We start from the raw sequence: 25,082 nt of genomic DNA on the forward strand, positions 1-25,082 counted from the left end.
AAAGCTTTTTACCGCAATATATGCTGTTTAACTTTCTATTTTCTTCCCATTTTCATATATATAACTTGGTTTATACATCGTTACCAATTCTTCTGCCATCGTTGGATGCACGGCCATCGTTTCATCAAAGATATCCTTCGTCAGCTTTCCTTTGAGAGCTATCCCTATAAGCTGTGCCATCTCACCAGCGTTTTCCCCTAAAATATGAGCACCCACAACAATACGGCTTTCACCATCAACAATGAGTTTCATAAGCATTTTCTCTGAACTCCCAGAAAGAACATTACGCATAGGACGAAAAACTGTACGATAAATTTCAAGACGCTTATAACAACGTACCGCATCTTCTTCTGAAAGACCAACTGTTCCAATCTCTGGCTGAGAAAAAACTGCCGTCGTAATTAAATCATAATCAGGTGTCGTGGGAATATTCTCAAACGCAGTCTTCACGAAACACATTGCATCATGAATCGCTACAGGTGTTAATTGAATATGGCCTGTTACATCACCAACAGCCCAAATATGGGGTATATTTGTTGTCATTCTTTCATCAACAACAACTGCACCAAATTCATCCACTTGAACACCTGCCCGCTCAAGTCTTAAACCCGTTGTATTTGGTACACGCCCCGTAGCCAACATAATCTGATCAGCACTAATCGTTTGCCCATTTGATAAAATAACTTCATAACAATTTTCTGCAGCCTGCACTTTAGAAATTGTTACGCCATAGAGAATAGAAATCCCTTTTTCAATCATTGCATCATTAAGCAATTGCCGCAAATCATGATCAAAACCACGAAGGATTAAATCACCACGATGGAGCAGCGTTGTTTTTACACCTAATTCATGAAAAATATTAGTAAATTCAACACCAATATACCCTCCACCAACAATGACTATTGATTTTGGGAGTTGATCAAGGTCAAAAATCTCATTAGAAGTGAGGCAAAATCCACCGCCTTCTATGGAAGTATTTGGTGCAACTTTTGCCCCTGTTGCAATCAAAATTTTTTCTGCACTTACCCGCTCACCCGTGGCAGAAAGCTCTAATGTGTGATCATCTACAAAAGTAGCACGACTTTCATAAATATGCACATTGTTATTCTCTAATCCCTTACGATACAGCCCTTCTAACCTTGATATTTCTTTATTTTTAGCCGCAACCAACTTTTCCCAACTAAAAATTGGATCCGCATATTCCCACCCAAAACCAATACTTTTCTTAAATTCTTTTACATATTGTGATGCATAAACATAAAGTTTTTTGGGAACACAACCACGAATAACACAAGTGCCCCCTATCCGATATTCCTCTGCTATAGCAACACGCTTACCGAGTCCTCCAGCAAGCCGTGCTGCACGCACTCCACCAGAACCACTTCCAATAACAAATAAATCAAAGTCAAAAGAGCCCACGAATTATTCCTTCTTATGTATCTGCAAGAATAGGCTAAGATCATTTATTATCAAATGAAAGTCTTTTTTTCTTTTGAAGAAGCATTTTTTATAAAGCCGTATTCTAAAAAGACCTACTCTCATTAAAATATTAAAAACGGCGGGAAAACCGCCGCTATTTAAAAAATCAGAAATTGCCCAGTGGTTGTCATGATATTAATCAAGCTATTTTTTATTTTCTGAAGATTCTGATTTTATAGGCATATTTGTAGGCATAGTAGACTTATTCAAATTAAGTATTTCAGACATCTCTTTTTTCACATTTTCTACAAGATCCCGCATAAGCGCAGAACGCCATACATCAAATGCTGAATAAGAATCACGTGCGATATTGGGGACTTCTGTCAAAAACTTTTTACCGGTATCAGAACTGTAGAATGCTGTTATTGCATCAAGCTCTTTTTGAGTAAAATATTTTGCATATACATGAGCAATCTCTTTTTCTAGATCAGAGCGCCTTTTAATTAAAGCAAGCGCCTGCTTATCAACAATATCAGAAATTGCCTCTGCCAAATTTGGATCATCCCTCATCAGTGCAGTTTTAAGATCGTCTACCGCATTTGGTAAAAAACTATCAAACTGATCCGTTGCGTGAATGGCACTTATAGCCTTTCTAGCTGAAGCTAAATGTTGATCGCTCACACCTTGTGCATAAGCCATTCCAATATTCACAATAAAAATAGCAATTGCACCAAAATATACGACAAAACGCTGAAAAGAAAATATTATTCTCATTTAATGATTACCCCGATCGCTAATTATAATTTTAATTCGTTTTCTATCTAAAATCTTTAAGATCTTTTTTTACTGTGCTAACATATCGTCATGAAACTGTCTTCTCTAAAAATCAAAAGATTCTAAAATTTTTGTTTGACCATCAGCCATAGCTACAATTGCACGTGAAGCCAATCCCAAAAAAAGGCCATGCTCAACAACACCAGGAATGGAAAGAAGTGCGTCCGATAATGGTTTTGGTTGCAAAATGCAGCCCCAAAATGCATCAAGAATAAAATGACCACCATCTGTTTCAAAAGGATTTTTTCCATTCATTCGCAATGCAATTTCTCCAGAAAGCCCTAAATCATCAGCGACTTTTTCAATGGTTCTGCATGTTGTGTGGATACCAAATGGATTAACTTCAATTGGTAGTGCAAAAGCACCAAGTCTTTTTACCACCTTTGTTTCATCAGCAATGACAAGCATTGCACGAGATGCCGATGCTACAATTTTTTCATACAACAATGCTCCCCCTCCCCCTTTAATGAGCATCATCTCAGGACCAATTTCATCTGCTCCGTCAATATCAAGATCCAGCTCAGGTATTTGTTCTAAAGTGCTAACAGGTACTCCAAATTTACGACAGAGTTGTTCAGAATATCTTGAAGTAGCAACACCAGTCACATGCAAACCATCCGCAACACGCTCGCCTAGAAGACGAATAAACTCATTGACTGTCGAACCAGATCCGATACCAAGCCGCATACCATCTTCAACAAACTCAAGCGCTTTTATAGCTGCCATTTTTTTTAACTGCTGAACATCCATGAATGACTTTGCCTTTTATCCGTATAAGCAACATTTATCACCCCTATTACCATCGATAATAATGATAATAAAAGATAACCTCTTGACGCAATCTATTTAAATTTACCATCATCTCTTGCTTGAAGAGATGTTACTCGTTATAGAAATATATGATAAGAATAAAATAGAATAATCAACAATTATCTTTTTTATTTCTTTGAGAAAATTTGTTAGCATTTTTCTCATTCAATAAGAATTTTTGATTTATCTTGTGCTATCAATAGGATGCACAAAGATGTGCATCTTAATTTTTTTTGAAAAATTTAAAATGATTAGATATAAAAATCATCTGTTTCTAGAAAACTCTAGATTATTATCCCGTTTTAATGACTTTGATAAACTTACTAATTTAAATACCGCAAAATTTTATCAGAAAAGTCTTCTATTATTTTTTGTTTTGTCATTATCCAAATGTGAAGCAAAATATGATAGATTATATTTTTTTATGAATGCTGTCTGTGCATATTCCATGGTCTATGAAACCCTAGAGAAGACCAAATAATATCTCCACCTTTGGTCATCATAACACTTCCTCGTGATAACAATTGTTGAGGCATAAATATTATTTTTGCCTTCTTGTAACAAGTTGGATTATGCATCACAAATGTCTGAATGAGAATATCTGCCTCTACACATTGATCTGTTTCTCTTTGTAAAACAACTACTTTTAATCCATTCTCTAATAATGACGTACATACATGATAATCACAAATAAATTGTCCGTGCAACGAAGGACCATATTTTGTTGGTTTAATCGTTTCATTCACACGAAATGACTTTTTCCATATGGATGTCGTGAACTTAGAAATATGGTAACGATCAATATATAATTTTTTATCATGGATAACGCCCACGAGACGCATATTATCTGCTATAATCAGTTGTATAGGTGAATGCATTACACAAATAGAAATACCTGCCAAAATAAACAAACTAAAAAAGAGCCGGATGGGTGTTTTGCAAAAAGTCAGTCCAACCAAGCCTATACTCAATAAAACTAACGCTGATAACGGCATAAAACCAGGATTCAAATCAGGAGAAATAGCCTTGATCGCAAGCGCAATCTTTATCACAAGATCAACACCAAACCCCATAATTTGAAGGGGGAGCCATTCGAATCCTCCTAACATTGCGAGAACTGCAATTAATCCAAAAGGAATGACGAAAATTGAGATGACAGGCAAAGCAAAAGCATTACTGATAACGCTCAAAGATGCCGTATTAGAAAAATGATAAGCAGCATAAATTCCACTTGCACTCCCTGCAACAAGGGAAGAAGCACATGTTGAAAGTATCGATAAGAAAGCAAAATTTATCACTCCTCCTCCAACATAAGAGGGGGTTGTTTTTCTTTTACGAAAAAATGATCTTCCACTCCACCAATCAAAAAAAGCGATCAAAGCAGCAGTCGCAGAAAAGGACATTTGAAAGCTAGGACCTAATATTTCATGGGGTGTAATCGCCAGAGTTATCAACCCTGCAATAGAAAAATTACGCATTGTTATAGCAGAGCGATTACACAATATAGCAACCAACATAACAGCAATCATCACAAAACTTCTTTGCGCTGATATTGCTAAGCCCGACAATAACAAATAAAAAGCTGTTATCATAAACGCAACGATAGCAGCAAATTTTTTACTGGAATAATAGGAAGAAAAAACTGGAAAAAATGCTAAAAAACTACGGATACTCAAAAGAACTATGCCGCTTAACAACGCCATATGTAAACCTGATATTGATAAAATATGGGCTAATCCAGCCGTCCGTAATGCTTCATTTGTCTCATTTGAAATGCCAGCACGCTGCCCTGTTATGAGAGCAGCAGCAACACTCCCCTTTTCTCCTTCAAGGGCCATACGGATTCTTTGTGTCATCTTCGTGCGTAAATTTTCAATTTTCTGTAGAACGATAGCAAATATTCCATCAGGCTGCGAAACGGATATTTTTCTTGGTTTTCCTAAATAAACGCCTTGAGCCCCAATTCTTTTAAAATAATTATGAAAACTAAAATCGTAGCCTCCTGGACGCACCGGCCCAGAGAATGCACGAATCTTAACTTTTCCATGCAGTCCATCACCAATCGCTAAGCCGGATGGCAAATATCTTGCCGATAAACGAATACGATGAAGACTATGGCGTAATATGGGCTTTTCTGTACTCAAAATATCCAAAACTAAACGAAATCCTCCTTTGGCGCCTGACTCAATAGAAACAATTCTTCCCGTCAATGTAGTGACAATGTCACTGCTTAACATGGGTGTTGCAATACGCCACGTTTCTATTTTTGCCGCTAAAGCACCCAATATAATACAAAACAGAAATCCCACGGGAATCCATATTTTTCGATAAAAACGTGCAACATAGAATATTCCCAGAAAAATACTGACCAACGCCCCCAATTGTCCCCAACTTGGTTCCCACTCTAAATGAAAATACAAAATGATTCCTAGGGCAAAAAAGACTAAAATCAGCGAAAAAAGGATACCAAAAGAAACTTCTTTACTAATACAATCTTCTAACCATTTGCGAAAAAAAATGATTACTTCTTTTGAGAGTTTCAATAAAAAAAGTTTTTGTTGGTTATAGCTACCGTTCTTTGCATCATCATATCTAGAAAAAACACTCTGCCCTATTTTGCATGGCTTTTTTCTTTCTGTAACAGATTTTTCGGATAAACCCTCTTTACTTTTATAAAACATCAGTCCCCCACTTTAACTCGCAATACGGCTATTGCACACCCCATCACTTATGCTAACATGACTTTTCTATAAAGTTCCATAAGAAATATCTTAGTTTAAAGGAAAATATTCGTGTCTGTTATTACTCGTTTTGCCCCTTCACCCACTGGCTTCCTTCATATTGGTGGTGCTCGTACTGCTCTTTTTAATTGGCTTTATGCAAAACATACCGGTGGAAAAATGCTTTTACGAATTGAAGATACAGACCGAGAGCGCTCAACAGAAGCAGCTGTAAAAGCTATTATAGATGGCTTGCACTGGATGGGGCTTAATTATGATGGCGCCCCTATTTCGCAATTTGAACGTGCTGAACGTCACCGCCAAATCGCCGAACAGTTGGTCAAAAACGGCAAAGCTTACTATTGCTATGCTTCACCTGAGGAGTTAGCTGAAATGCGTGAAAAAGCCCGTGCAGAAGGGCGCCCACCACGTTATGATGGACGTTGGCGGGACCGTGATAGTTCTGAAGCTCCTAAAGGTGTTAAGCCTGTTATTCGCATCAAAGCCCCTCAAGATGGAGAAACGATTGTACATGATCGTGTTCAAGGTGATGTCCGTTTTCCTAATAAAGATCTCGATGACTTCATTATTTTGCGTTCTGATGGTTCGCCTACCTATATGCATGCTGTTGTCGTTGATGATCATGATATGGGTGTAACACATATTATACGCGGTGATGATCATCTTACAAATGCAGCACGCCAAACAATTATCTTCAATGCAATGGGGTGGGACATTCCTGTTATGGCCCATATTCCTCTTATCCATGGTGAAAACGGTGCAAAATTATCAAAGCGGCATGGTGCACTCGGTGTTGATACCTACCGAACAATGGGATATCTTCCTGCTGCTTTGCGCAATTACCTTGTCCGTTTAGGTTGGAGTCATGGTGATGACGAACTGATGTCGCTTAAAGATATGATTTCTTGGTTTGACATTGAGGATATTAACAAAGGTGCTGCTCGTTTTGATCTCAAAAAGCTCGATTCCATCAACGGACACTATATGCGCATGAGTAATGATCAAGAACTTTTTGATGCCGCTCTTAATATTCTACCAGAAACCGATAGGGGAGCACAAATTATTGAAAGACTTGATGAAAAACGCCGTGTTCAATTTTTAAAAGCAATCCCGCATTTGAAAGAACGTTCAAAAACACTGTGCGAACTGATTGACAATGCCTCCTTCATTTTTACACAACGACCTTTACAACTTGATGAAAAAGCACAAATGCTCTTGGATAAAAATGGACGAACCATTTTAAACGATCTTTATCTTGCCCTGAAAGCTTGCCCCTCTTGGGATACAAAAAACCTAGATGAAACACTTCGCTCTTGTGTACAAACGCAGAATCTCAAGTTTGGATCTATCGCCCAACCACTTCGCGCAGCTCTTACAGGATGTGCAACATCACCAAGTGTTTTGGATGTTCTTATTTTATTAGGACGCGATGAAGCTCTTCATCGCATCAAGGACCAACTTATCACACCAATATGCCCATGATGTGTACTGAGTATATTTCCTCAAATAGGGATCTATAGAGATATCTCAACGCGCCCTAAAAGAGTTTTTTATGTTATATCATTGAAATACATTTTTTATTGAGTAATAATGATCAATGAGGGAATATTTTTAGATTGCATGTACTCACTTTTGGAGGCAATCTACCCTTAATATAAGTAAGAAAAGCTTCAGTTATACATCCCCCACTCTGATGAAGCAGAGTCTTAATTTTTAGAAGTGAAGGATCTGAAAGGAATACCGAATGTCTGAGAGTAACGCATATATTATTGTGAATGATAGAAAAGTAGAGCTTCCCTTGCGTAAAGGTACGATTGGACCTGAGGTCATTGAAATTGCTTCTCTCTACAAAAAAACCGATATTTTTACTTATGATCCTGGTTTTACTTCAACAGCTTCTTGTGAATCAAAAATTACTTATATCGACGGTGATAAAGGCATATTGCTTTATCGTGGTTATCCTATTGATCAATTGGCTGAGAAAGGAGACTTTCTCGAAAGTTGTTATCTTTTACTTTATGGTGAACTTCCAACACAGCAAGAAAAAAATGAATTTGATCGATGTATTATGCAGCATACCATGGTACACGAACAGTTTGCACGCTTCTTCCATGGCTTCCGCCGTGATTCTCATCCTATGGCCGTCATGGTTGCCTGCCTTGGCGCTATGTCTGCGTTCTATCACGACTCTATTGATATTACAGATCCTCACCAGAGAATGATTGCTTCTGTTCGTCTTATCTCAAAAGTTCCAACGCTTGCTGCTATGGCCTATAAATACAGTATCGGACAAGCATTTGTTTATCCACGTAATGATCTTAGTTATGCTGCAAATTTCCTCCGTATGTGCTTTGCTGTTCCTTGTGAGGAATATAAAACAAACCCTGTGCTTGCTCGGGCGATGGATCAAATCTTTATCCTTCATGCAGATCATGAACAAAATGCTTCTACATCTACGGTACGTCTTGCTGGATCCTCGGGTGCTAATCCGTTTGCCTGTATTGCAGCAGGTGTTGCATGCCTTTGGGGACCAGCACATGGTGGTGCCAATGAAGCATGTTTAAAAATGCTACAAGAAATAGGTTCTATTGAAAGAATTCCTGAATTTATTGCACGTGCAAAAGATAAAAATGATCCTTTCCGCCTTATGGGCTTTGGGCACCGTGTCTATAAAAATTATGACCCACGTGCAAAAATCATGCAAAAAACCTGTCATGAAGTTTTAAAAGAACTCAACATTCAAGATGACCCGCTTCTTGATATTGCAATAGAACTTGAAAAAATTGCCTTAAGTGATGAATATTTTATTGAGAAAAAGCTTTATCCCAATGTTGATTTCTATTCCGGCATTACATTAAAAGCTCTAGGCTTTCCAACTGAAATGTTTACTGTTCTTTTTGCATTGGCACGCAGTGTCGGGTGGGTGGCTCAATGGAAAGAAATGATTGAAGACCCTGCACAAAAAATTGGTCGTCCTCGACAACTCTACACAGGCTATGCTATGCGTGACTATGTTCCTATAGATGAACGTGCAAATTAAAAAAAGAAATCAATAAAGCTTTAGTTTACTGAAGCTTTATTGAAAATAATCCAAAAATATCCTTTGAGAATTTTTATAAAACGTGATTTTAAAACTCTTTCTACAGAGGTAACATCATCATAAAAATTAAAATTCTAAGTTTTAAATTGAGAATACTCTTCTGCAAGTTAGCCAAACATTTAGCAAAAAGAAATTGAAAATTTTACCTTATAATTCTCATTATCTTTAATGGAAGTGTATTTCCTGTCATTCCCTCGTGTTTAAAAACCTTATTGCATATTAAAATCTAGCAATGTAACAATTTTACTTTCTATCTTCTCCAGATAAAATTGCAAAAGGCTTACATTAAGTGCTTCTTTAAAATGCCAAAACTTCTTATCTCTCTTCAAGTAGATTAGAATAAAAATACTTTACATTTTGTCCTGTTAAGAGCTGAAATTTTCTTCGTATTTAAGTTAATAGTTTTCCTTTTAAATCTAACTTGTTGATTTTTTAAGTAAAATTATTAAAAATCATTATATAATCAACAAGAGGTGTACTTTTTTCCTGTATTTTTTATTCCCATACTTGATAAAAATAAATCATTTTTTTGATAATGATATCCAGCATAATGATAGCAAAATGAACACAGATAAATTTTTTACATTGCTCCAAAAGAGCTTACAGATTATAAAAATGCATGATGGTTTCATATTTGCCAGCTTATCTAATAGGAGAACATAATGAAATTATTAGCAGGAGCTCTTATAATAAGCGCAACACTGTTTACCCTATCGGCCAATTCTCAAACGCTGAAAATTGCAAGCGATGCCTCTTATCCGCCATTTAGTTATATTGACTCAAATAACGAACTTCAAGGGTTTGATATTGATATATCTTATGCGCTTTGTAAAAAAATGAATGTTGAATGTACTATTGTCACACAAGACTTCGAGGGGATGATTCCTGGTCTTCTTGCAAAAAAATACGATGCTATCGTTTCTTCCCTTTCTCCTACAAAAGAGCGCTTACAAAAAATTGATTTTACAGATCCTTACTACAGTACTGTACTCGCTGTTATCGTTACCAAAAATTCGGGGATTAAAGAAATCTCAACACAAAACTTTAGAGGTAAAAATCTTGGAGTACAATCGAATACAACACAAGCTGCATATGCGGAAGATTATTATGCCTCTGAAGGAGTGAATATCAAACTTTATCCTACAGCAATAGAAGCTAATCGTGATCTTTTAAGCCATCGGCTTGATATCATTATCTTTGATAAATTAAAAGCATTAAATTGGCTTGAAAATGAAGGAAAAGATTGCTGTATCCTCCTAGGAACTCTAGAAGAAACAAATTTTCCTGTTGCAATTGCACTCCGTCAAAATAATAACGATCTTAAAAACAGTTTTAATAAAGCAATAGAAGAAATCCGTGCTGATGGAACCTATGAAAAAATTATGAAAAAATATTTTACTTTCAATATTGATTAGATATCACTATGAGTTAAAATTCAGTCTTTATATTTAAGGAATATTTTAAACTCTTTATTGGGCATGCAAATGTAATTGGGAATTCGGCATTTTTATAAGAAAATTTACATTTATCAAAATAATTTTAATTGTTGCTCGATATCTAAACGTTTTATAGAATATAATGACAACAATAAGATTGTATTTTTATGGTATCAAAATCTAATTTTTTCTTTATGTTCAAATTGAATAGCTTTATTTTCAAGAAAAATCCTCAGTTTTTACTCATGAAATGATTCAAATCAATCATTTCATGAAAATTAAGCTATCATACAAGCAATAAGATATTTATTCTTTTTTTATCAATAAAAAAGATAATTTTTTTGATAATAATGTCCAACATAATGATCTAAAATAAACATCAATAAATTTTTGAATTGCTCCAAAAAAGCTTACAGATTATAAAAACATAGTGATTTCATATTTTCCCGCTTATCCAATAGGAGAACATCATGAAACTATTAGCAAGAGCTCTTATAATAAGCGCCGCACTATTCACCCAATTGGCTGATGCGAAAACATTAAAAATTGCGAGTGAAGGCACATACCCTCCCTTTAGTTATATTGACTCAAATAATAAATTGCAGGGACTTGATATTGATATATCTTATGCACTTTGTAAAAAAATGAATGTTGAGTGTACTGTTGTCACACAAGACTTCGAGGGAATGATCCCTGGACTTATTGCAAAAAAATATGATGCTATCATTGCCTCCCTCTCTCTCACACAAGAGCGCTTACAAAAAATTGACTTCACAGATCCTTACTACGATACAGCACTGGCTGTTATTGTTACCAAAGCTTCGGGAATTAAAGAAATCTCAACACAAGACTTTAGAGGTAAAAATCTTGGTGTACAATCAAATACAACACAAGCTTTCTATGCAGAAGATCATTATGCTTCTGAAGAGGTGAAAATTAAACTCTACCCTTCCACAATAGAAGTGAATCGTGACCTTTTAAATCATCGACTTGATGTGATTATTGTTGATAAATTACAAGCATTAAATTGGCTTAAAAATGAAGGAAAAGATTGCTGTCTCCTCCTTGGAACTCTAGAAGAAACAAAATTTCCTGTTGCAATTGCACTGCGTCAAAATAATAATGATCTTAAAAATAAGTTCAATAAGGCGCTAAAAGAAATCCGTTTAGATGGAACTTATGAGAAAATTATGAGAAAATATTTTACAAGTGATATCTATTAAATATCAATATGATGTTTAAATGAAACCCGCTAGTTATTTCTAAAAAATATTATCTAACTCTTTCATGAGGAACACAAGAATGATTGAAAATTTAGCATTGCTATCATTTAGCAATGGTGGATGGGGAGCGGTTATACTTTCTAGTGCAGGAATGACATTGTCATTGGCATTATGTTGTGGACTTCTAGGACTTCCTCTAGGTCTTCTAAATGCAGTGATGATTCGATCCAATATTAAGATGGCCAAAGCGATGGCACGCCTCTTTTCAACGGTATTTCGTGGACTACCAGAGCTTTTAACTTTGTTTTTAGTTTACTACGGGTTACAAAGCCTTATTCAAAATGTCTTTGACTATTTTAATTTTGAAATCATGTTCAGTATCAATGCTTTTGTTGCTGGTGTTCTTGCGCTTAGTATGGTTCTTGCAGCTTTTTCTTGTGAGGTTTGGCTTGGAGCATTTAATATTTTTGATAAAGGCCAATATGAAGCGGCTAAAGCTTTAGGCCTTTCACGGTCAACCACATTTTTTCGTATTGTCTTTCCTCAGCTCATCCGAAATGCCTTGCCAGGACTTTCTAATAATTGGCTTACTTTACTGAAAGATACATCCCTTGTTTCAACCATCGCACTTGTTGACCTCATGCGACAAACGAACTTAGCTGTCGCTGCTACCAATAAACCCATGCTATTTTATCTTGTAGCATGCTTACTCTATTTGTTATTTTCAGCGGTTTTTACTGCAATCTTACGCCATTTGGAAACATACACTCAAATAGGCGATAAAAAGGTGCTACGTCAATGATTCCTGAGTGGCTGTATTTCCTTTTCAATCCTGATCTTTTAAGCCATTATGGACCAAAATTTATTAATGGCTTTATTGTTACTGTTGAGCTTGTTTCTATTTCTTGTTCTCTTGGTTTTTTTCTTGGTATGCTTATTGCTTTTGCACGTCTATCAAAAAATACATTTTTACAGTATTGTGCAAACGCTTATGTCTATTTTTTCCGTGGCTCTCCTTTATTAGCTCAACTCTTCCTTTTTTATTATGGACTTGGTTCAATGAACGACTTCTGGCAGCAAGTTGGTTTGTGGTGGTTTTTTCAAAACGCGTGGTATTGTTGTCTTTTTATTTTTACTCTCAATTCTGCTGCCTATCAATCTGAGATCTTTAAAGGAAGTTTTCTATCCGTAACAACTGGGCAACGTGAAGCATCAAAAGCTTTAGGTCTAAGTAACTCTGTCACATTTTTTAGAGTTATTCTTCCACAAGCAATGATTGTAGCATTACGCCCCCTAGGAAATGAGTTGATTTTAATGATTAAATCCAGTGCTCTTGCCTCACTTATTACTGTTTATGATTTAATGGGGGTTGCTAAACTCACTTATTCACGGACTTTCGATTTTCAAGTTTACGTTTGGGCTGCTCTTATCTATCTCTTTATCGTTGAACTCATTCATCGTTTTATTGTTTTTATCGAACAACGCCTCACTCGATATTTACGGTAAATAAAAATGATCATAAAAAACTTCACAAACAAAAATGTTGAATTAATCAAGTTATTCATCAATGAAAGAATAAAATAAGATGAATTTGAAAAGTAATAAATCGATCTCTCCCTGTAAAAACCCTGTGATCTCTATTCGAAATCTAAATAAATGGTATGGAAACTTTCAGGTCCTACATGATATCAACTTTAATGTTCAAGCTGGTGAACATATCGTTATTTGTGGACCATCGGGATCAGGAAAATCAACATTAATCCGTTGTATTAATCAATTAGAACAAGCACAAAAAGGTTCAATCTGTATCCATAATGTTGATATCCATACCGCTCCTATACAACAGCAAAAAAATGTTCTTCGTAAGATAGGAATGGTCTTTCAGAACTTTAATTTATTTCCCCACATGAGTGTTATACAAAATTGTATTTTAGCACCTATGACAGTTCAAGGACTTTCCAAACAACAAGCACAAGAACGGGCAATTCGCTACTTAACGCATGTTGGTATTGAAAAACACTGTGAAAAATATCCTTTACAACTTTCTGGTGGGCAACAGCAACGTGTTGCGATTGCCCGTGCACTTTGTATGGAACCTGAAGTCATGCTTTTTGATGAACCAACCTCTGCTCTTGATCCAGAAAGTGTGGGAGAAGTTTTAGACGTGATGGCTCGATTGGCCGATACAGGGATCACAATGCTTTGTGTTACCCATGAAATGGGCTTCGCACGTAAAGTCTCAGAAAGAATACTCTTTCTAGAAAATGGAAAAATTATTGAAGATACAGCCTCTGAAGAATTTTTTACTAATCCTAAAAGCCAACGTGCTTGTAATTTTCTTGCTAAAATTAAATATTAATTATTAACATATTGCTTTATTTATACAATTTTATTCCTGCTTTTTAAAAGAGTGATAATTGTTTGTGCGCCAACAACCCCCGATGGTACTTCAGTTTTCATTTTCTGTTCTACCATCTCAAAGGCATCGAGTTGTGCCTGTCGTATTAAAGGATTAAACAAAAGTTGTTCTACTTGTCTTGCTAACATGCCTGGGCGTAGAAATTCATCAAAATATTCCGGTACAATAGGCTTATCAGAAATAATATTGGGAAGAGCTGCACTCCATAAAATTATTTTAGGGAAAAAAAAGAATTTAGAAAAACGATCAAGTTTATAGCAAAGGACCGTTGGAATTTTAGCTAATGCTAATTCAAGCGAAACCGTTCCAGATGCTGCAAGTGCAACATCTGCTTGTGCAAAAGCACGCCATTTTGCATCTTCACCAACTACAATTTCTACTTTGCTTTTCCAGCCTTGTACAAAATCACGAATTTTATCCGCTAAACGTGGTAAGGTTGGTAAAATAATACGTAAATGAGGAATACGTTTTACAAGAATCTCTACTGTTTCTCGAAAAATAGGCATCAAAGAACGAATTTCTAAATTGCGTGATCCTGGTAAAATAACTAATGTAGGCGATGATGTTTGTGTATCGATCAAATTTCTTTGTTCTAATTGGCATTTTTTTTCTGACTGAACTATCAAAAGGGAAGGATATGTCAAAAGACGATGTCCAACATAAGTCGTGGGAGGACCACCCAAATCTTGCATAATCTTTTCTTCAAAAGGAAAAACCGCTAAAACATGGTCAACAAACTTGCGCATAGCTTTAGCGCGCTCTGGACGCCATGCCCAAACGGTTGGTGCAACATATTTAATGATAGGAATAGAAGGCGCTAAAACGCGCACCTTTTTTGCAACACGATGCGTGAAATCAGGACTATCAATAATAATGAGGCAATCAGGTTGTTCTTGTGCAATAAATTTGGATAAATTGCGAATATGTAGCAACAATAATGGTAGTTTTTTCAACACCTCCTTTAAACCTATTAAAGCAATATCATGGGAATCAAAAAAGCTTTTTAAACCTAATGCCTTTAAATGCCTCCCCCCAACACCAATCAAATGAATATTGCATCCTGTTTGTTGTGATAAACAAGAAATTAAATCGGACGCAAGTAAATCACCAGATTCCTCCCCTGAAACCACAGCAATCTTTAAAAAACAATTATTCATGACCAAACTTTTCAAATGTCTCTATAAATAGAGAATATTTGTTGGCTTTTTCTATTGTTGTTTTCACCGATAATATTAGACTTCTATTTGCCTCCACCGCAACACCAGATAAACCACTCTTTGCAATATTCATTATTGTCGCGGGCCCAATTGATGGTAAATCAACGCGATTATCCTGTTGTGGTTTTGCACATTTTACAAGAACGCCACCTTTAAGGGGAATTTGCCCTCTTTCTCGCATTTCACAAACACGCCACAACATATTATCAGTTCCCTCAGCGCCCTCCAGTGCAACCACCCTTCCTTGGACAACAACAACGGCTTGCCCGATATCTAATTGACCTAAAAGCTTTGCTGCTTCTGCTGCTAAAAAAATATCTTTTTTCTCTTTTCGCGTAGCACGCCGCACTGTTAAATCAAACTCTATGGGAGCTAAAAGATCTGCGACTATCTCGTGAGCACCAACAACACGAAAACCATACGTTTCAATAATCCGTATAAAAGCTTTTAATAACGCATCATCCCCTCTCTTCAAAGCTCCGATTAACTTAGGGAGAGCTAAAAATGTTGTCCAGTCCAGTCGCAATTGTTTAAGAAGTGGGCGCTTTTTCACACCACCTGCCAAAACAACATTATAAACTCCAGCCTCTTTTAAGATTTTAACGAGTCGCGCTAACTCCACAATTGATAGCTCGCAATGCTCATAGCGATAAAGAACAGAATCCGCCTCACCACGCAAAAGCACAAGAAAAGGATTCTCTCCATTCTTCTCAAGAGCCTGCGCAACAGTAATCGGTAGAACACCATTTCCTGCTATAATAGCAGTACGGCCGGAAAGAAAACTTCTGGCTCCCCAAATAGGCATTTTTAATCCTTATGTTCTTTTATTCTATCACCTTCAAATTTTGGTGTACAATAAAAACGTTTTCCTTCTTCCTTAATAAAATTAACTATATCAAGAACAGACTGAGAAGAAGAATAGAAAGAAGCAACATCACTGACACGCTCTTTAAATGGTTTGCTATGATCAAAAAGCATAGCAACCGCATGACGGAGTGCATGAATATCTTGACGCTCAAGTCCCGCACGCTTCATGCCAATAATATTGAGGCCAGCAAGTTTTGCCTGTACCCCAACAGCTGTTCCATAGGGAATGAGATCACCAACCAATGCCGATACACCACCAATAAATGCATGATGCCCAACACGAACAAATTGATGCACAGCAGCACCCCCACCAATAATCACATAATCACCAATAATAACATGACCAGCTATCATCACATTATTTGCGAATGTTACATGATTCCCTACATGGCAATCATGAGCAATATGCGCATAACAAAAAAATTGGCAATTATCACCAACAACTGTCATTCCTACACTCGAATCGGAACCCCTATGCATTGTTACGCCTTCACGAATCGTGCAGTTTTCACCAATCGAAAGAGTCGTAGCCCCTCCCTTATGTTTATTATTTTGCGGATCTGCTCCCAAAACTGCATGAGAAAATACTTTACTCTTGGCTCCTAACGTTGTCTTCCCCATTATCACAACATGACTCATCAAACTGCATCCATCACCAATAACAGCATCTGAACTAATATGACAAAACGGTCCAACTTGTACATTCTCACCAAGCTGCGCTCCATTCTCCACAAGAGCAGTTGGATGGATTTTCGTACCGGACATTTTTAAATTCCCATCAAATATCTTTTATTCTTGTTCGACAATCATCGCAGCAATTTCTGCTTCAGCGACGCGGACATCTTCTACTTTTGCAACGCACGAAAAACGTCTCATACCAGATCTTTTTTTCAAGAGCTGAACATGAATCTTGAGCTGATCACCAGGCATAACCGGCTTACGAAATTTCGCATTATCAACCGTCATAAGGTAAACTAAATTTGTTTGCTTATTGCCTAAATTTAAAAGTGCTATTGCTCCTGCCGTTTGTGCCATAGCTTCTAAAATCAAAACTCCAGGCATAACAGGCTTCGCGGGAAAATGTCCCGTAAAATGCGGCTCATTAATCGTTATATTTTTAATACCAATAGCTCCTTGTTCACCATCAATATCAACGATACGATCAATTAATAAAAATGGATAACGGTGCGGTAATATTGATAATAGTTTTTCAATATCGACAGCCTCTAAGTTTTTAGTCTTTTCACTGCTGATCATATCAGCGTTTCTCCTTTTTAACTTTTCCCATACTGCGCAACGTCGCTACTTCACGAAACCATTGTTTAAATGGTCGTGCTGGACTACCTCCCCATTTTTCGCCATCCGGAATGTCATTCATAACACCACTACGAGCAGCAATCTGAACACATTTACCTATTATGATGTGATCGGCTACTCCGACACCTCCGCCAAGCTGAGACATATCCCCTATCGATGTACTTCCCGCAATGCCACATTGAGCGGCAATAAGACAATAGCGGCCAATTTTTACATTGTGGGCAATTTGGACAAGATTATCAATCTTGCTTCCTTCACCAATAACAGTATCTTGAAATGTCCCACGATCAATTGTCGTGTTCGCACCAACTTCTACACCATCCTCAATAATAACGCGACCAAGCTGTGGAATTTTCTCGATTCCAGAAACGCCCCCAATATAACCAAAACCATCTTGCCCAATGCAAACACCAGGATAAAGCTGAACCTTATCACCTATTATAGAACACTGAACTGTTACCTTAGGAGCAATATAGCAGTCACATCCAATACGGCAATTTTCACCGATAACAGCTGTGGATGAAATAAGAGTTCCTGCACCAATCTCAACATTTCTACCAATAACAGCTCCCGCTTCAATACACACATCATGTGCCAACTTAGCCGTTGGATGAATATGCGCATGCGATGAAATCCCCTTGGGTCCCAACCAAGGCATTGGCTTGACAGAATCTGGAAACAAAATACGACCAATCTGAGCAAAGTCACGCTGTGGTGTGGATGTTACTAAAATTGCCATAGTTTCGGGAACTTTAAAAACAATCTCATTCGTACAAAAAACAGCAACAGCGGAACTGTCCAGTAAAGCATCAGAAAACTTCCGATGCTCTACAAAAACAAGAGAACCCTCCACAGCACTCTCAAGTGAAGAAAGAGTATTGATAACTTTATGAGAAAACTCTGGATTAAGAAGCTTTGCACCCGTCAACTCAGCAACATTTGCAACTGTCAATTGCCGGGACGGCGTAAAAAAAAATGTATCCGCCATCAAAACACTTTCTCTCCCAGCTTAAGCTATTCTCTTCAAGTTTTTCCTTCTTAAAATCGCTCAAATCAGAACTTTGTAGAAATACCAAAATTCAATTGTTGCAAACGATCACCTTCCTGCTTCGTTATTGGCCAAGCATAATCAAAACGCAAAGGACCAAACGGAGAATCCCACATCAAACTCACACCTGCAGATGAACGCCAAGCACTTTTGGTATTGGTAACAGACGGTTCACCCTTAAAAACGGCTTTATAATTATTGCCATAAAGCGTGGCAATATCCGCAAATAAAGCACCGCGCAACCCGAACCCTTCAGGCACAACAGGGATAGGAAACTGTACTTCAGCAGTCGCATTCATATATGTTGTTCCCCCCAAGAAATAAACCTCACCCTTACTGGAAACCTGACGCGGACCTATTCCATTATATTTGAACCCTCGAATCATATCAGTATTCGCTTTAAACATATCGAAAATACGAACACCATCTCGACCCATTCCGTGGATATAACCACCCCCAAAGGAAAGCAAACCAACAATATCCTTCTGGTCAGAAAGAGTCTTGTACATCATCGCCTTACCCGTGGTCTTCAAGAACTTTGCACTTCCACCAAGCCCTGCATATTCCTGAAGAAGATGCACGTACCACCCATCATGGGGGGATCTCATATCATCAATCGTATTATAGGTGAAACCATAACTAATTGATGAACGTTTCCAAGGGCTTTGTTTTGCAGCTTGAACAATCGCACCAGAATATTTCCCATATAATGCTATTACGTCACTCTCTTTGTCAAAATCATACTCTCCGCCAAAATCATATTCTTCCTGCACGTAAGAATAAGCTAAATTAGCAGATAATTGATTATTAATAGGTAACGAAAACCGCAGCGATCCACCTGTCTGTCGTACATCATAAGCTTTATCAGCACGATAAGTACTACGAAAAACATCAACACCAGCAGATAAACGATACCCTAAGAAATAAGGATCAACAAATGATAAATTATAATTACGAGATTTTTCTTGCCCTGCACCCAACCCTAAACGAACATATTGACCACGTCCCCCAAGATTACGTTCAGTAACAGAAACTTCAAGTGACATACCAGGACTTGTTCCCCCTGTTGTATATCCTCCAGAAAGAGAGAGATCTCCTGTTGAAGCTTCAACGACATCTATTACCAAAATAACTTGGTCAGATTGATCTGTGGGAACCATTGAAATATTAACAGCTTTGAAGAAACCTAAACTTTCTAGACGACGTTTTGCCCGCTGTAATAAAGTTTGATTGTAAGCATCCCCTTCGTTTAAATCAATCTCACGGCGAATGACGTAATCACGCGTTTTCTCATTGCCACGTATATCAATACGCTGAATATAAGCACGTGTACCCTGTTCAATATTATATAAAATTGAAATTGTATGATTTGCTAAATTACGATTTCCTCGCGGTTCAACTTTAGCAAAAGCATATCCCGAATCAGCAACCTTGTTATTAATAATTGCAACAGACTGTTCAATATCTTCTGCACTATAGACATCACCTGGCTGGGTTTTAAGCACCCTTTTCACAGATTGAACGTCAATTCCATCAACATCACTTTCAACCTGAATATCACTAATTTTATAGCGCACACCCTCATCAAGAACGAAAGAAATTTTATACCTATTGCTTGCTGCATCAAAAATCGCTTTAGAAGAGACTACACGAAAATCTGCATAACCACGATTATAATAAAAGCGACGTAAAGCTTCTTCATCAGCAGCGAGACGCTCTTCACTGTAAACATCACCTCCCAACAACTTCGAAAAAATTCCTGAAGTTTTTGTTGAAATCACATCACGCAAACGGCGACTTCCAAAGACACTATTTCCCTTAAAAGTGATATCACCAATCTTTGTTTTTTGCCCTTCAACAACATTAAATACCACATTAACCCGCCCTTTTCCAAGGTTAATCGTTTGAACGTTGACAGTGATATTATTACGACCAAGAGTTTTATAAGCTTCACGAATTGTATTTATATCAGCAGAAAGCTTAGCAGAATTAAAAGGCTCATTCGGTTTTAAAGAAATAAACCGCTTAAGATCTGGGTCTTTAAAAGATTTATTTCCCTGAAACAATATCTGATTGACAACCTCATATTCTTTTACGAATACAACCAATTTATCACCTACCGGATTTATTTTAACATCATAAAATAAACCCAATTCGAAAAGATTCTTCACAGCATTATCAACATCAGCACTGGAAACCCCTTGTCCAGCCTTAATCCCGATATTGTCTCGAATTGCCTGAGAACTTACAAACTTATTCCCACGAACCTCAATAGAACGGACTACAGACGCTTGTATTTCTCCAACCGCAGCAATTGACATAAAAACCGTTGCTGGGGCAATCATCCCCATTTTTAACACCAATACAGATGCTGCATTTAAAAACTTTGAATTTGTAGTCATTGGCTTTTTTACCTTACTCTTGTTCCTTGGACATGATGCCTTAAAAAGCTAACTGCCATAACAACCTCTTTACAGCGAGACTTTTCATTCCTTAATTACTCATTATAATGTACGACGCCACAACATTTTGCAGACATGGTAAACAACCTTCAATTTGTTTTCGCTATTATTACTCAATTTATAAAGCGTTTTCCATAATTTAATTAGCTAAACCAACAAAAATAATCATTAAAAAAGACAAAGATCATAAAAAGGAGAAGAATGGAAAAACCTAAACGAAAAATAATTCCCTGGATTTTAGCAGATATTTCCCTCCCAGTAATGACCTCAATGACATGCAATAAAAGATGCCCACCATCAAGCGGTAGAATCGGAAAAAGGTTAATAAGCCCAACACTTATTGAAAGAAAAGCCGCTAAATTCAACAAAGAGACAAAACCTGTCTCGCTCACTTTCCAAGCAATTTTAACGGTTTTAGAAGGTCCACTTAGCCGACAACGGTCCTCTTTTCCTCCTATTAAACGACTCATAAAAAGAACGGTTTGAGTGACGATAAACACAGTACGGTCTGACGCTTCTCTTACGGCTGTTACAAAACCATAGCGAATATGTTTTATATAAGTTGGATCTAAATGTGCAGGATTATTTAAATCAATAGGAACACCTACACCTATCATAGCACTTCGTGTTCGATTACCAAATCCATCATCTCGCTCAACGATTTTCGGAGTAATCACCGTTGTAAAGAATCGCCCCATGCGTTCTATTTTAAACTCTATGGGTTCTCTTCCGTGAAAAGCCACATAATTCATCAAATCTTCAAAACTTTCAACCCGTCGTCCATCCATTTCAACAAAACGATCACCTAATTCCAAACCGGACTGAAGAGCAGGGCTATCTTTTACCAAAGAACCAATAACGGGCTCAATGGCTACACGACCATAGATAAAGAAAAAAAATGTTAGAATAACAACAGTAAAAAGGGCATTGAAAAAAGGACCGGCAAAAACAGTTGCTGCTTTTTTCCAAGCATGCGCACTAGCAAATGAACCGTCAACAATCAGAGATGATTGGGATGATACCGTATCATTTTTTTCCTCATCCCCAACAAACTTTACATACCCTCCTACGGGGATAAGCGCTAAACGCCACTTCGTGCCATGCTTATCTGTATAACTCGCTATTTCTGGCCCAAATCCAAGCGAAAAAACTAACGCCTTAATACCACACCACCGACCAATGAGATAATGCCCAAATTCGTGCACAAAAATGATAATCATAATGATGAAAAGAATACTCAAACTTCTTAAAAGAAAATCACCCATAGTGACGATATAATTTAAAAGTCCCAAACTACCTTCTCCCAATTAGATCATACTAAAAAGATTAAAAGGTGCATCCATATCAGACATAAATGAACCAATTAAATAAAGAAGAAAAGCTGCCCCTACCAATCCATCTATACGATCCATAAAACCACCATGTCCAGGCAATAAAGAACTAGAATCTTTAACAGAAAACCGTCTTTTGAGCCATGATTGCCCTAAATCACTCAATTGTGAAACAATTGACAAAACAAGTGTAAGGAGAGGCACAAAAAAACTTGCTAAATTTATATCAAAAAATCCAAAAGCAACCCATATACCACCGAAAACTCCGACAAATGTACCACCAAGTGCTCCTGACCATGTTTTATTAGGAGAAAATTGTGGTGCTAATTTAGGTCCCCCTAATGCACGTCCGATAAAATACCCGCCAATATCTGTTCCCCACACTATCGTAAATAAGAAAATAACAACTTGGAACCCCAACATTTCATGATCCCGTAGAAAGCATAAAGCAACAACAGGAAAAGATGCATATAAAAAACCACAAAAAACCCAACCACTCTTTTTTATAGATATAATAGCCAACACCGCAGCCAAAACGATTAAAACACAAAAAATCAATGAAGCAGATACACTCAACACTAAAAAAAAGCCAAAGATCAAATAAAAGCTACTTGCTAATATTTTTTGTAAAATACACCATTTCTCTTTAGTAATACTCATCCACTCATAAAGAACAAAACCGCCAATACACCATACAAATAAAAAAAAGGAGATCCCTCCCAACCATGTTAGATACAATGCAATAAAACCAAACACAAAAGCTGTCAGAACACGATAAACCAAATTAGACAAAACAACATCCAAACAATAAAAATAGAAAATACAAGCTCTAAAATTGACGTAAGAAAAACCTCCCTACGCAATATTTTTATTTCATACTTGTATAAATTTCCCTTATAATTTATCATAAACAATTCAGTTTACCAAGATAGCGCTTATAAGACAAATAATCAATGAAAACAGCTTCGAAAATCTCCGTCAAGATTGATCCTAAAGTATTTTTTTAATATTTTTTCAAATATAAAATGAAAAAGCAGCTACCTATCCCCATATAAATTAACTAATATAGGTTTCATATAAAAACACTTCTCTATCAAATATTCGTCGTAAAAAAACGAATTACACCATATAGCATCTGCTTCATCGATTATACTCAGATGTTTTATAATGGAAAATAAGGAAAGGTTAGGCTTGTTTTTTTGTGTTATATTCTTTCCCCAACCCTCATCTTAGAATATTTAAATAATTTCTAAGAATGCTTTCATTATGCTGTTTAACAAAGACATGCTAAACTGAAAGCCCTCACCATGCTGCTCAATAGCGTCTTCCAGCAAAGGACATGATTTACCACGCAGATTAAAAAATTAAAACATCTGCCCTTTCGAATCAATCTCTCCCATATCAAAATGATAAAATACCTTCCTGCATCACACCTCGCTATCACAGAGCACACCACTTCCCTTATCTATAGAAACAATTTACAGGCTGGGAGTAAACATCCTTTTCTAACAACAAAATCGTCTTAAACGTGCATAATTTCAGATTCTTTTACGGCTAAAATTTTATCAATATCAGCAATCGTTTCATCTGTGAGTTTTTGAACTTTTTCAGACAAACTATGGGCTTCATCTTGTCCAATTTCACCATCTTTTTCTAACTTTTTCAAATTGTCCATACCATCCCGACGAACATGACGTGTAGCAACACGCGCTTGCTCTGCATAGTGATGTGCAATTTTTACAAGTTCTTTACGGCGCTCTTCATTCAACTCAGGCAAAGGAATACGTAAATTCGTACCATCAGTTATGGGATTTAAACCAAGACCAGAATCGCGAATAGCGCGCTCTACAGCTCCTACCATCGTTTTATCCCATACAGAAACAGAAAGCATCCGAGGTTCGGGAACAGAAATATTAGCAACCTGATTTATGTGCACAACAGAACCATAAGATTCAACGGTTAACGGCTCTAATAAACTGGCCGATGCACGTCCAGTCCGCAAACCACCTAATTCATGTTTAAAAGCCGTAATAGCACCATCCATGCGACGTTTCAGATCATCCATAATTGATGTAACATTCATATTTCTGTCTCCTTCAATTGTCCTTTGAAGCTTACCCTTATTCCGATACTATTGTAAAGCGTCCTGTTCCATTCAAGACCTTAGCCAAACCGCCCTTTTCATGAATGGAATACACAATAATCGGTACATTGTTCTCACGTGCTAAAGTAACCGCCGTTGAATCCATAACAGATAATCCCCATTGTAACACTTCAACATGTGTTAATTGGTCAAAACGTTTAGCCGTAGGGTCTATCTTTGGATCTGCTGAATAAATACCATCAACTTGTGTTCCTTTAAGAAGGACATCCGCACCAATCTCAGCTGCACGCAAAGTAGCAGCAGAATCAGTGGTAAAAAATGGATTTCCTGTACCGCCCGCAAAAATAACAACTTTTCCCTGATTCATATAAGCTATTGCTTTACGTTGCGAAAAACTTTCACAAATTTGTGGCATAGCAATCGCAGAGAGTACAACAGTTTCAACCCCTAATTTTGTCAAAGATGTTCGCAATGCTAAAGAGTTGATAGCAGTTGCAAGCATTCCCATATGATCCCCTGTCACTCGGTCTCCACCATGTGAAGCAACAGCAACGCCACGAAAAATATTTCCCCCACCGATAACAACTGCAACTTCTATCCCCATTGTGCGCACTTCTGCAATATCAGCGGCAATACGATCTACAACAGAAACATCAATGCCAAAACTTTGCCCCCCCATAAGAGCTTCACCAGAAGCTTTTAAAAGAATACGTTTATACGGAAGTGCTAATGCCATTAATAATCTCCCCAAAAG

21 protein-coding genes are annotated in these 25,082 nt (G+C 37.1%); 7 read left to right on the forward strand and 14 right to left on the reverse strand.

Annotated features, from left to right (window positions below):
* Positions 1-27: 27 nt before the first annotated feature.
* The 4 genes from gor to ACFIKJ_RS05960 form a co-directional block, all read right to left on the reverse strand.
* Entirely contained in the window at positions 28-1,419 is a 1,392-nt protein-coding gene (gor, locus tag ACFIKJ_RS05945) for a glutathione-disulfide reductase (protein WP_375626232.1), read from the reverse strand.
* A 204-nt stretch (positions 1,420-1,623) separates the two neighbouring features.
* On the reverse strand, positions 1,624-2,193 hold the full coding sequence (locus ACFIKJ_RS05950) for a DUF2059 domain-containing protein (protein ID WP_375626233.1): 570 nt from the start codon (positions 2,191-2,193) through the stop codon (positions 1,624-1,626).
* 105 nt (positions 2,194-2,298) lie between these two features.
* The gene (gene rpiA / locus ACFIKJ_RS05955; RefSeq protein ID WP_375651896.1) at positions 2,299-3,003 is read right to left on the reverse strand and encodes a ribose-5-phosphate isomerase RpiA; all 705 of its coding nucleotides are present in this window, start codon (positions 3,001-3,003) and stop codon (positions 2,299-2,301) included.
* Positions 3,004-3,485: 482 nt separating this feature from the next.
* Entirely contained in the window at positions 3,486-5,744 is a 2,259-nt protein-coding gene (locus ACFIKJ_RS05960) for a ComEC/Rec2 family competence protein (protein ID WP_375651897.1), read from the reverse strand.
* 111 nt (positions 5,745-5,855) lie between these two features.
* Between ACFIKJ_RS05960 and gltX the strand changes: the two genes are divergently transcribed.
* The 7 genes from gltX (at position 5,856) to ACFIKJ_RS05995 (ending at position 13,922) form a co-directional block, all read left to right on the forward strand.
* Entirely contained in the window at positions 5,856-7,286 is a 1,431-nt protein-coding gene (gene gltX, locus ACFIKJ_RS05965; protein WP_375651898.1) for a glutamate--tRNA ligase, read from the forward strand.
* A gap of 262 nt (positions 7,287-7,548) precedes the next feature.
* Complete coding sequence (gene gltA / locus ACFIKJ_RS05970; protein ID WP_375627199.1) at positions 7,549-8,844, forward strand: citrate synthase; 1,296 nt, start codon at positions 7,549-7,551, stop codon at positions 8,842-8,844.
* A gap of 722 nt (positions 8,845-9,566) precedes the next feature.
* Positions 9,567-10,319 (forward strand): transporter substrate-binding domain-containing protein, encoded by a 753-nt coding sequence (locus ACFIKJ_RS05975; RefSeq protein WP_375626242.1) that lies wholly within the window; start codon positions 9,567-9,569, stop codon positions 10,317-10,319.
* 491 nt (positions 10,320-10,810) lie between these two features.
* Entirely contained in the window at positions 10,811-11,563 is a 753-nt protein-coding gene (locus ACFIKJ_RS05980; RefSeq protein WP_375648409.1) for a transporter substrate-binding domain-containing protein, read from the forward strand.
* A gap of 79 nt (positions 11,564-11,642) precedes the next feature.
* Positions 11,643-12,365 (forward strand): ABC transporter permease, encoded by a 723-nt coding sequence (locus ACFIKJ_RS05985; protein WP_012755055.1) that lies wholly within the window; start codon positions 11,643-11,645, stop codon positions 12,363-12,365.
* On the forward strand, positions 12,362-13,069 hold the full coding sequence (locus ACFIKJ_RS05990; protein WP_375620077.1) for an ABC transporter permease: 708 nt from the start codon (positions 12,362-12,364) through the stop codon (positions 13,067-13,069). The genes ACFIKJ_RS05985 and ACFIKJ_RS05990 overlap by 4 nt, the downstream gene beginning before the upstream one ends.
* Before the next feature lie 79 nt (positions 13,070-13,148).
* Complete coding sequence (locus ACFIKJ_RS05995; RefSeq protein ID WP_375627193.1) at positions 13,149-13,922, forward strand: amino acid ABC transporter ATP-binding protein; 774 nt, start codon at positions 13,149-13,151, stop codon at positions 13,920-13,922.
* Positions 13,923-13,942: 20 nt separating this feature from the next.
* Here ACFIKJ_RS05995 and lpxB read toward each other — a convergent pair whose 3' ends face one another.
* The 10 genes from lpxB to pyrH form a co-directional block, all read right to left on the reverse strand.
* On the reverse strand, positions 13,943-15,139 hold the full coding sequence (gene lpxB, locus ACFIKJ_RS06000) for a lipid-A-disaccharide synthase (protein ID WP_375648410.1): 1,197 nt from the start codon (positions 15,137-15,139) through the stop codon (positions 13,943-13,945).
* Entirely contained in the window at positions 15,132-16,004 is an 873-nt protein-coding gene (locus ACFIKJ_RS06005; RefSeq protein WP_375648411.1) for an LpxI family protein, read from the reverse strand. Before ACFIKJ_RS06005 ends, lpxB begins: the two co-directional genes overlap by 8 nt.
* Positions 16,005-16,006: 2 nt before the next feature.
* Positions 16,007-16,831, reverse strand: a complete 825-nt coding sequence (lpxA, locus tag ACFIKJ_RS06010; protein ID WP_375653846.1) for an acyl-ACP--UDP-N-acetylglucosamine O-acyltransferase — start codon at positions 16,829-16,831, stop codon at positions 16,007-16,009.
* A 24-nt stretch (positions 16,832-16,855) separates the two neighbouring features.
* The gene (fabZ, locus tag ACFIKJ_RS06015; RefSeq protein ID WP_375627185.1) at positions 16,856-17,323 is read right to left on the reverse strand and encodes a 3-hydroxyacyl-ACP dehydratase FabZ; all 468 of its coding nucleotides are present in this window, start codon (positions 17,321-17,323) and stop codon (positions 16,856-16,858) included.
* Position 17,324: 1 nt separating this feature from the next.
* A complete protein-coding gene (gene lpxD / locus ACFIKJ_RS06020) occupies positions 17,325-18,371 on the reverse strand; it encodes a UDP-3-O-(3-hydroxymyristoyl)glucosamine N-acyltransferase (RefSeq protein ID WP_375626258.1) in 1,047 nt (348 codons plus the stop codon).
* Between the two features lie 65 nt (positions 18,372-18,436).
* Positions 18,437-20,833, reverse strand: coding sequence for an outer membrane protein assembly factor BamA (gene bamA, locus ACFIKJ_RS06025; protein WP_375670348.1), 2,397 nt, complete (start codon positions 20,831-20,833; stop codon positions 18,437-18,439).
* 203 nt (positions 20,834-21,036) lie between these two features.
* Positions 21,037-22,185, reverse strand: a complete 1,149-nt coding sequence (locus ACFIKJ_RS06030) for an RIP metalloprotease (protein WP_375627179.1) — start codon at positions 22,183-22,185, stop codon at positions 21,037-21,039.
* A 15-nt stretch (positions 22,186-22,200) separates the two neighbouring features.
* Positions 22,201-23,016: a phosphatidate cytidylyltransferase gene (locus ACFIKJ_RS06035; RefSeq protein WP_375626262.1), complete on the reverse strand. Its 816-nt coding sequence runs from the start codon at positions 23,014-23,016 to the stop codon at positions 22,201-22,203.
* Positions 23,017-23,746: 730 nt separating this feature from the next.
* Entirely contained in the window at positions 23,747-24,307 is a 561-nt protein-coding gene (gene frr / locus ACFIKJ_RS06040) for a ribosome recycling factor (RefSeq protein ID WP_012755044.1), read from the reverse strand.
* Between the two features lie 37 nt (positions 24,308-24,344).
* Entirely contained in the window at positions 24,345-25,064 is a 720-nt protein-coding gene (gene pyrH / locus ACFIKJ_RS06045) for a UMP kinase (protein ID WP_012755043.1), read from the reverse strand.
* Positions 25,065-25,082 lie beyond the last annotated feature (18 nt).

It is taken from the genome of Bartonella sp. PS7NMGDW (genome assembly GCF_042193585.1).
Classification (GTDB): Bacteria; Pseudomonadota; Alphaproteobacteria; order Rhizobiales; family Rhizobiaceae; genus Bartonella; species Bartonella grahamii.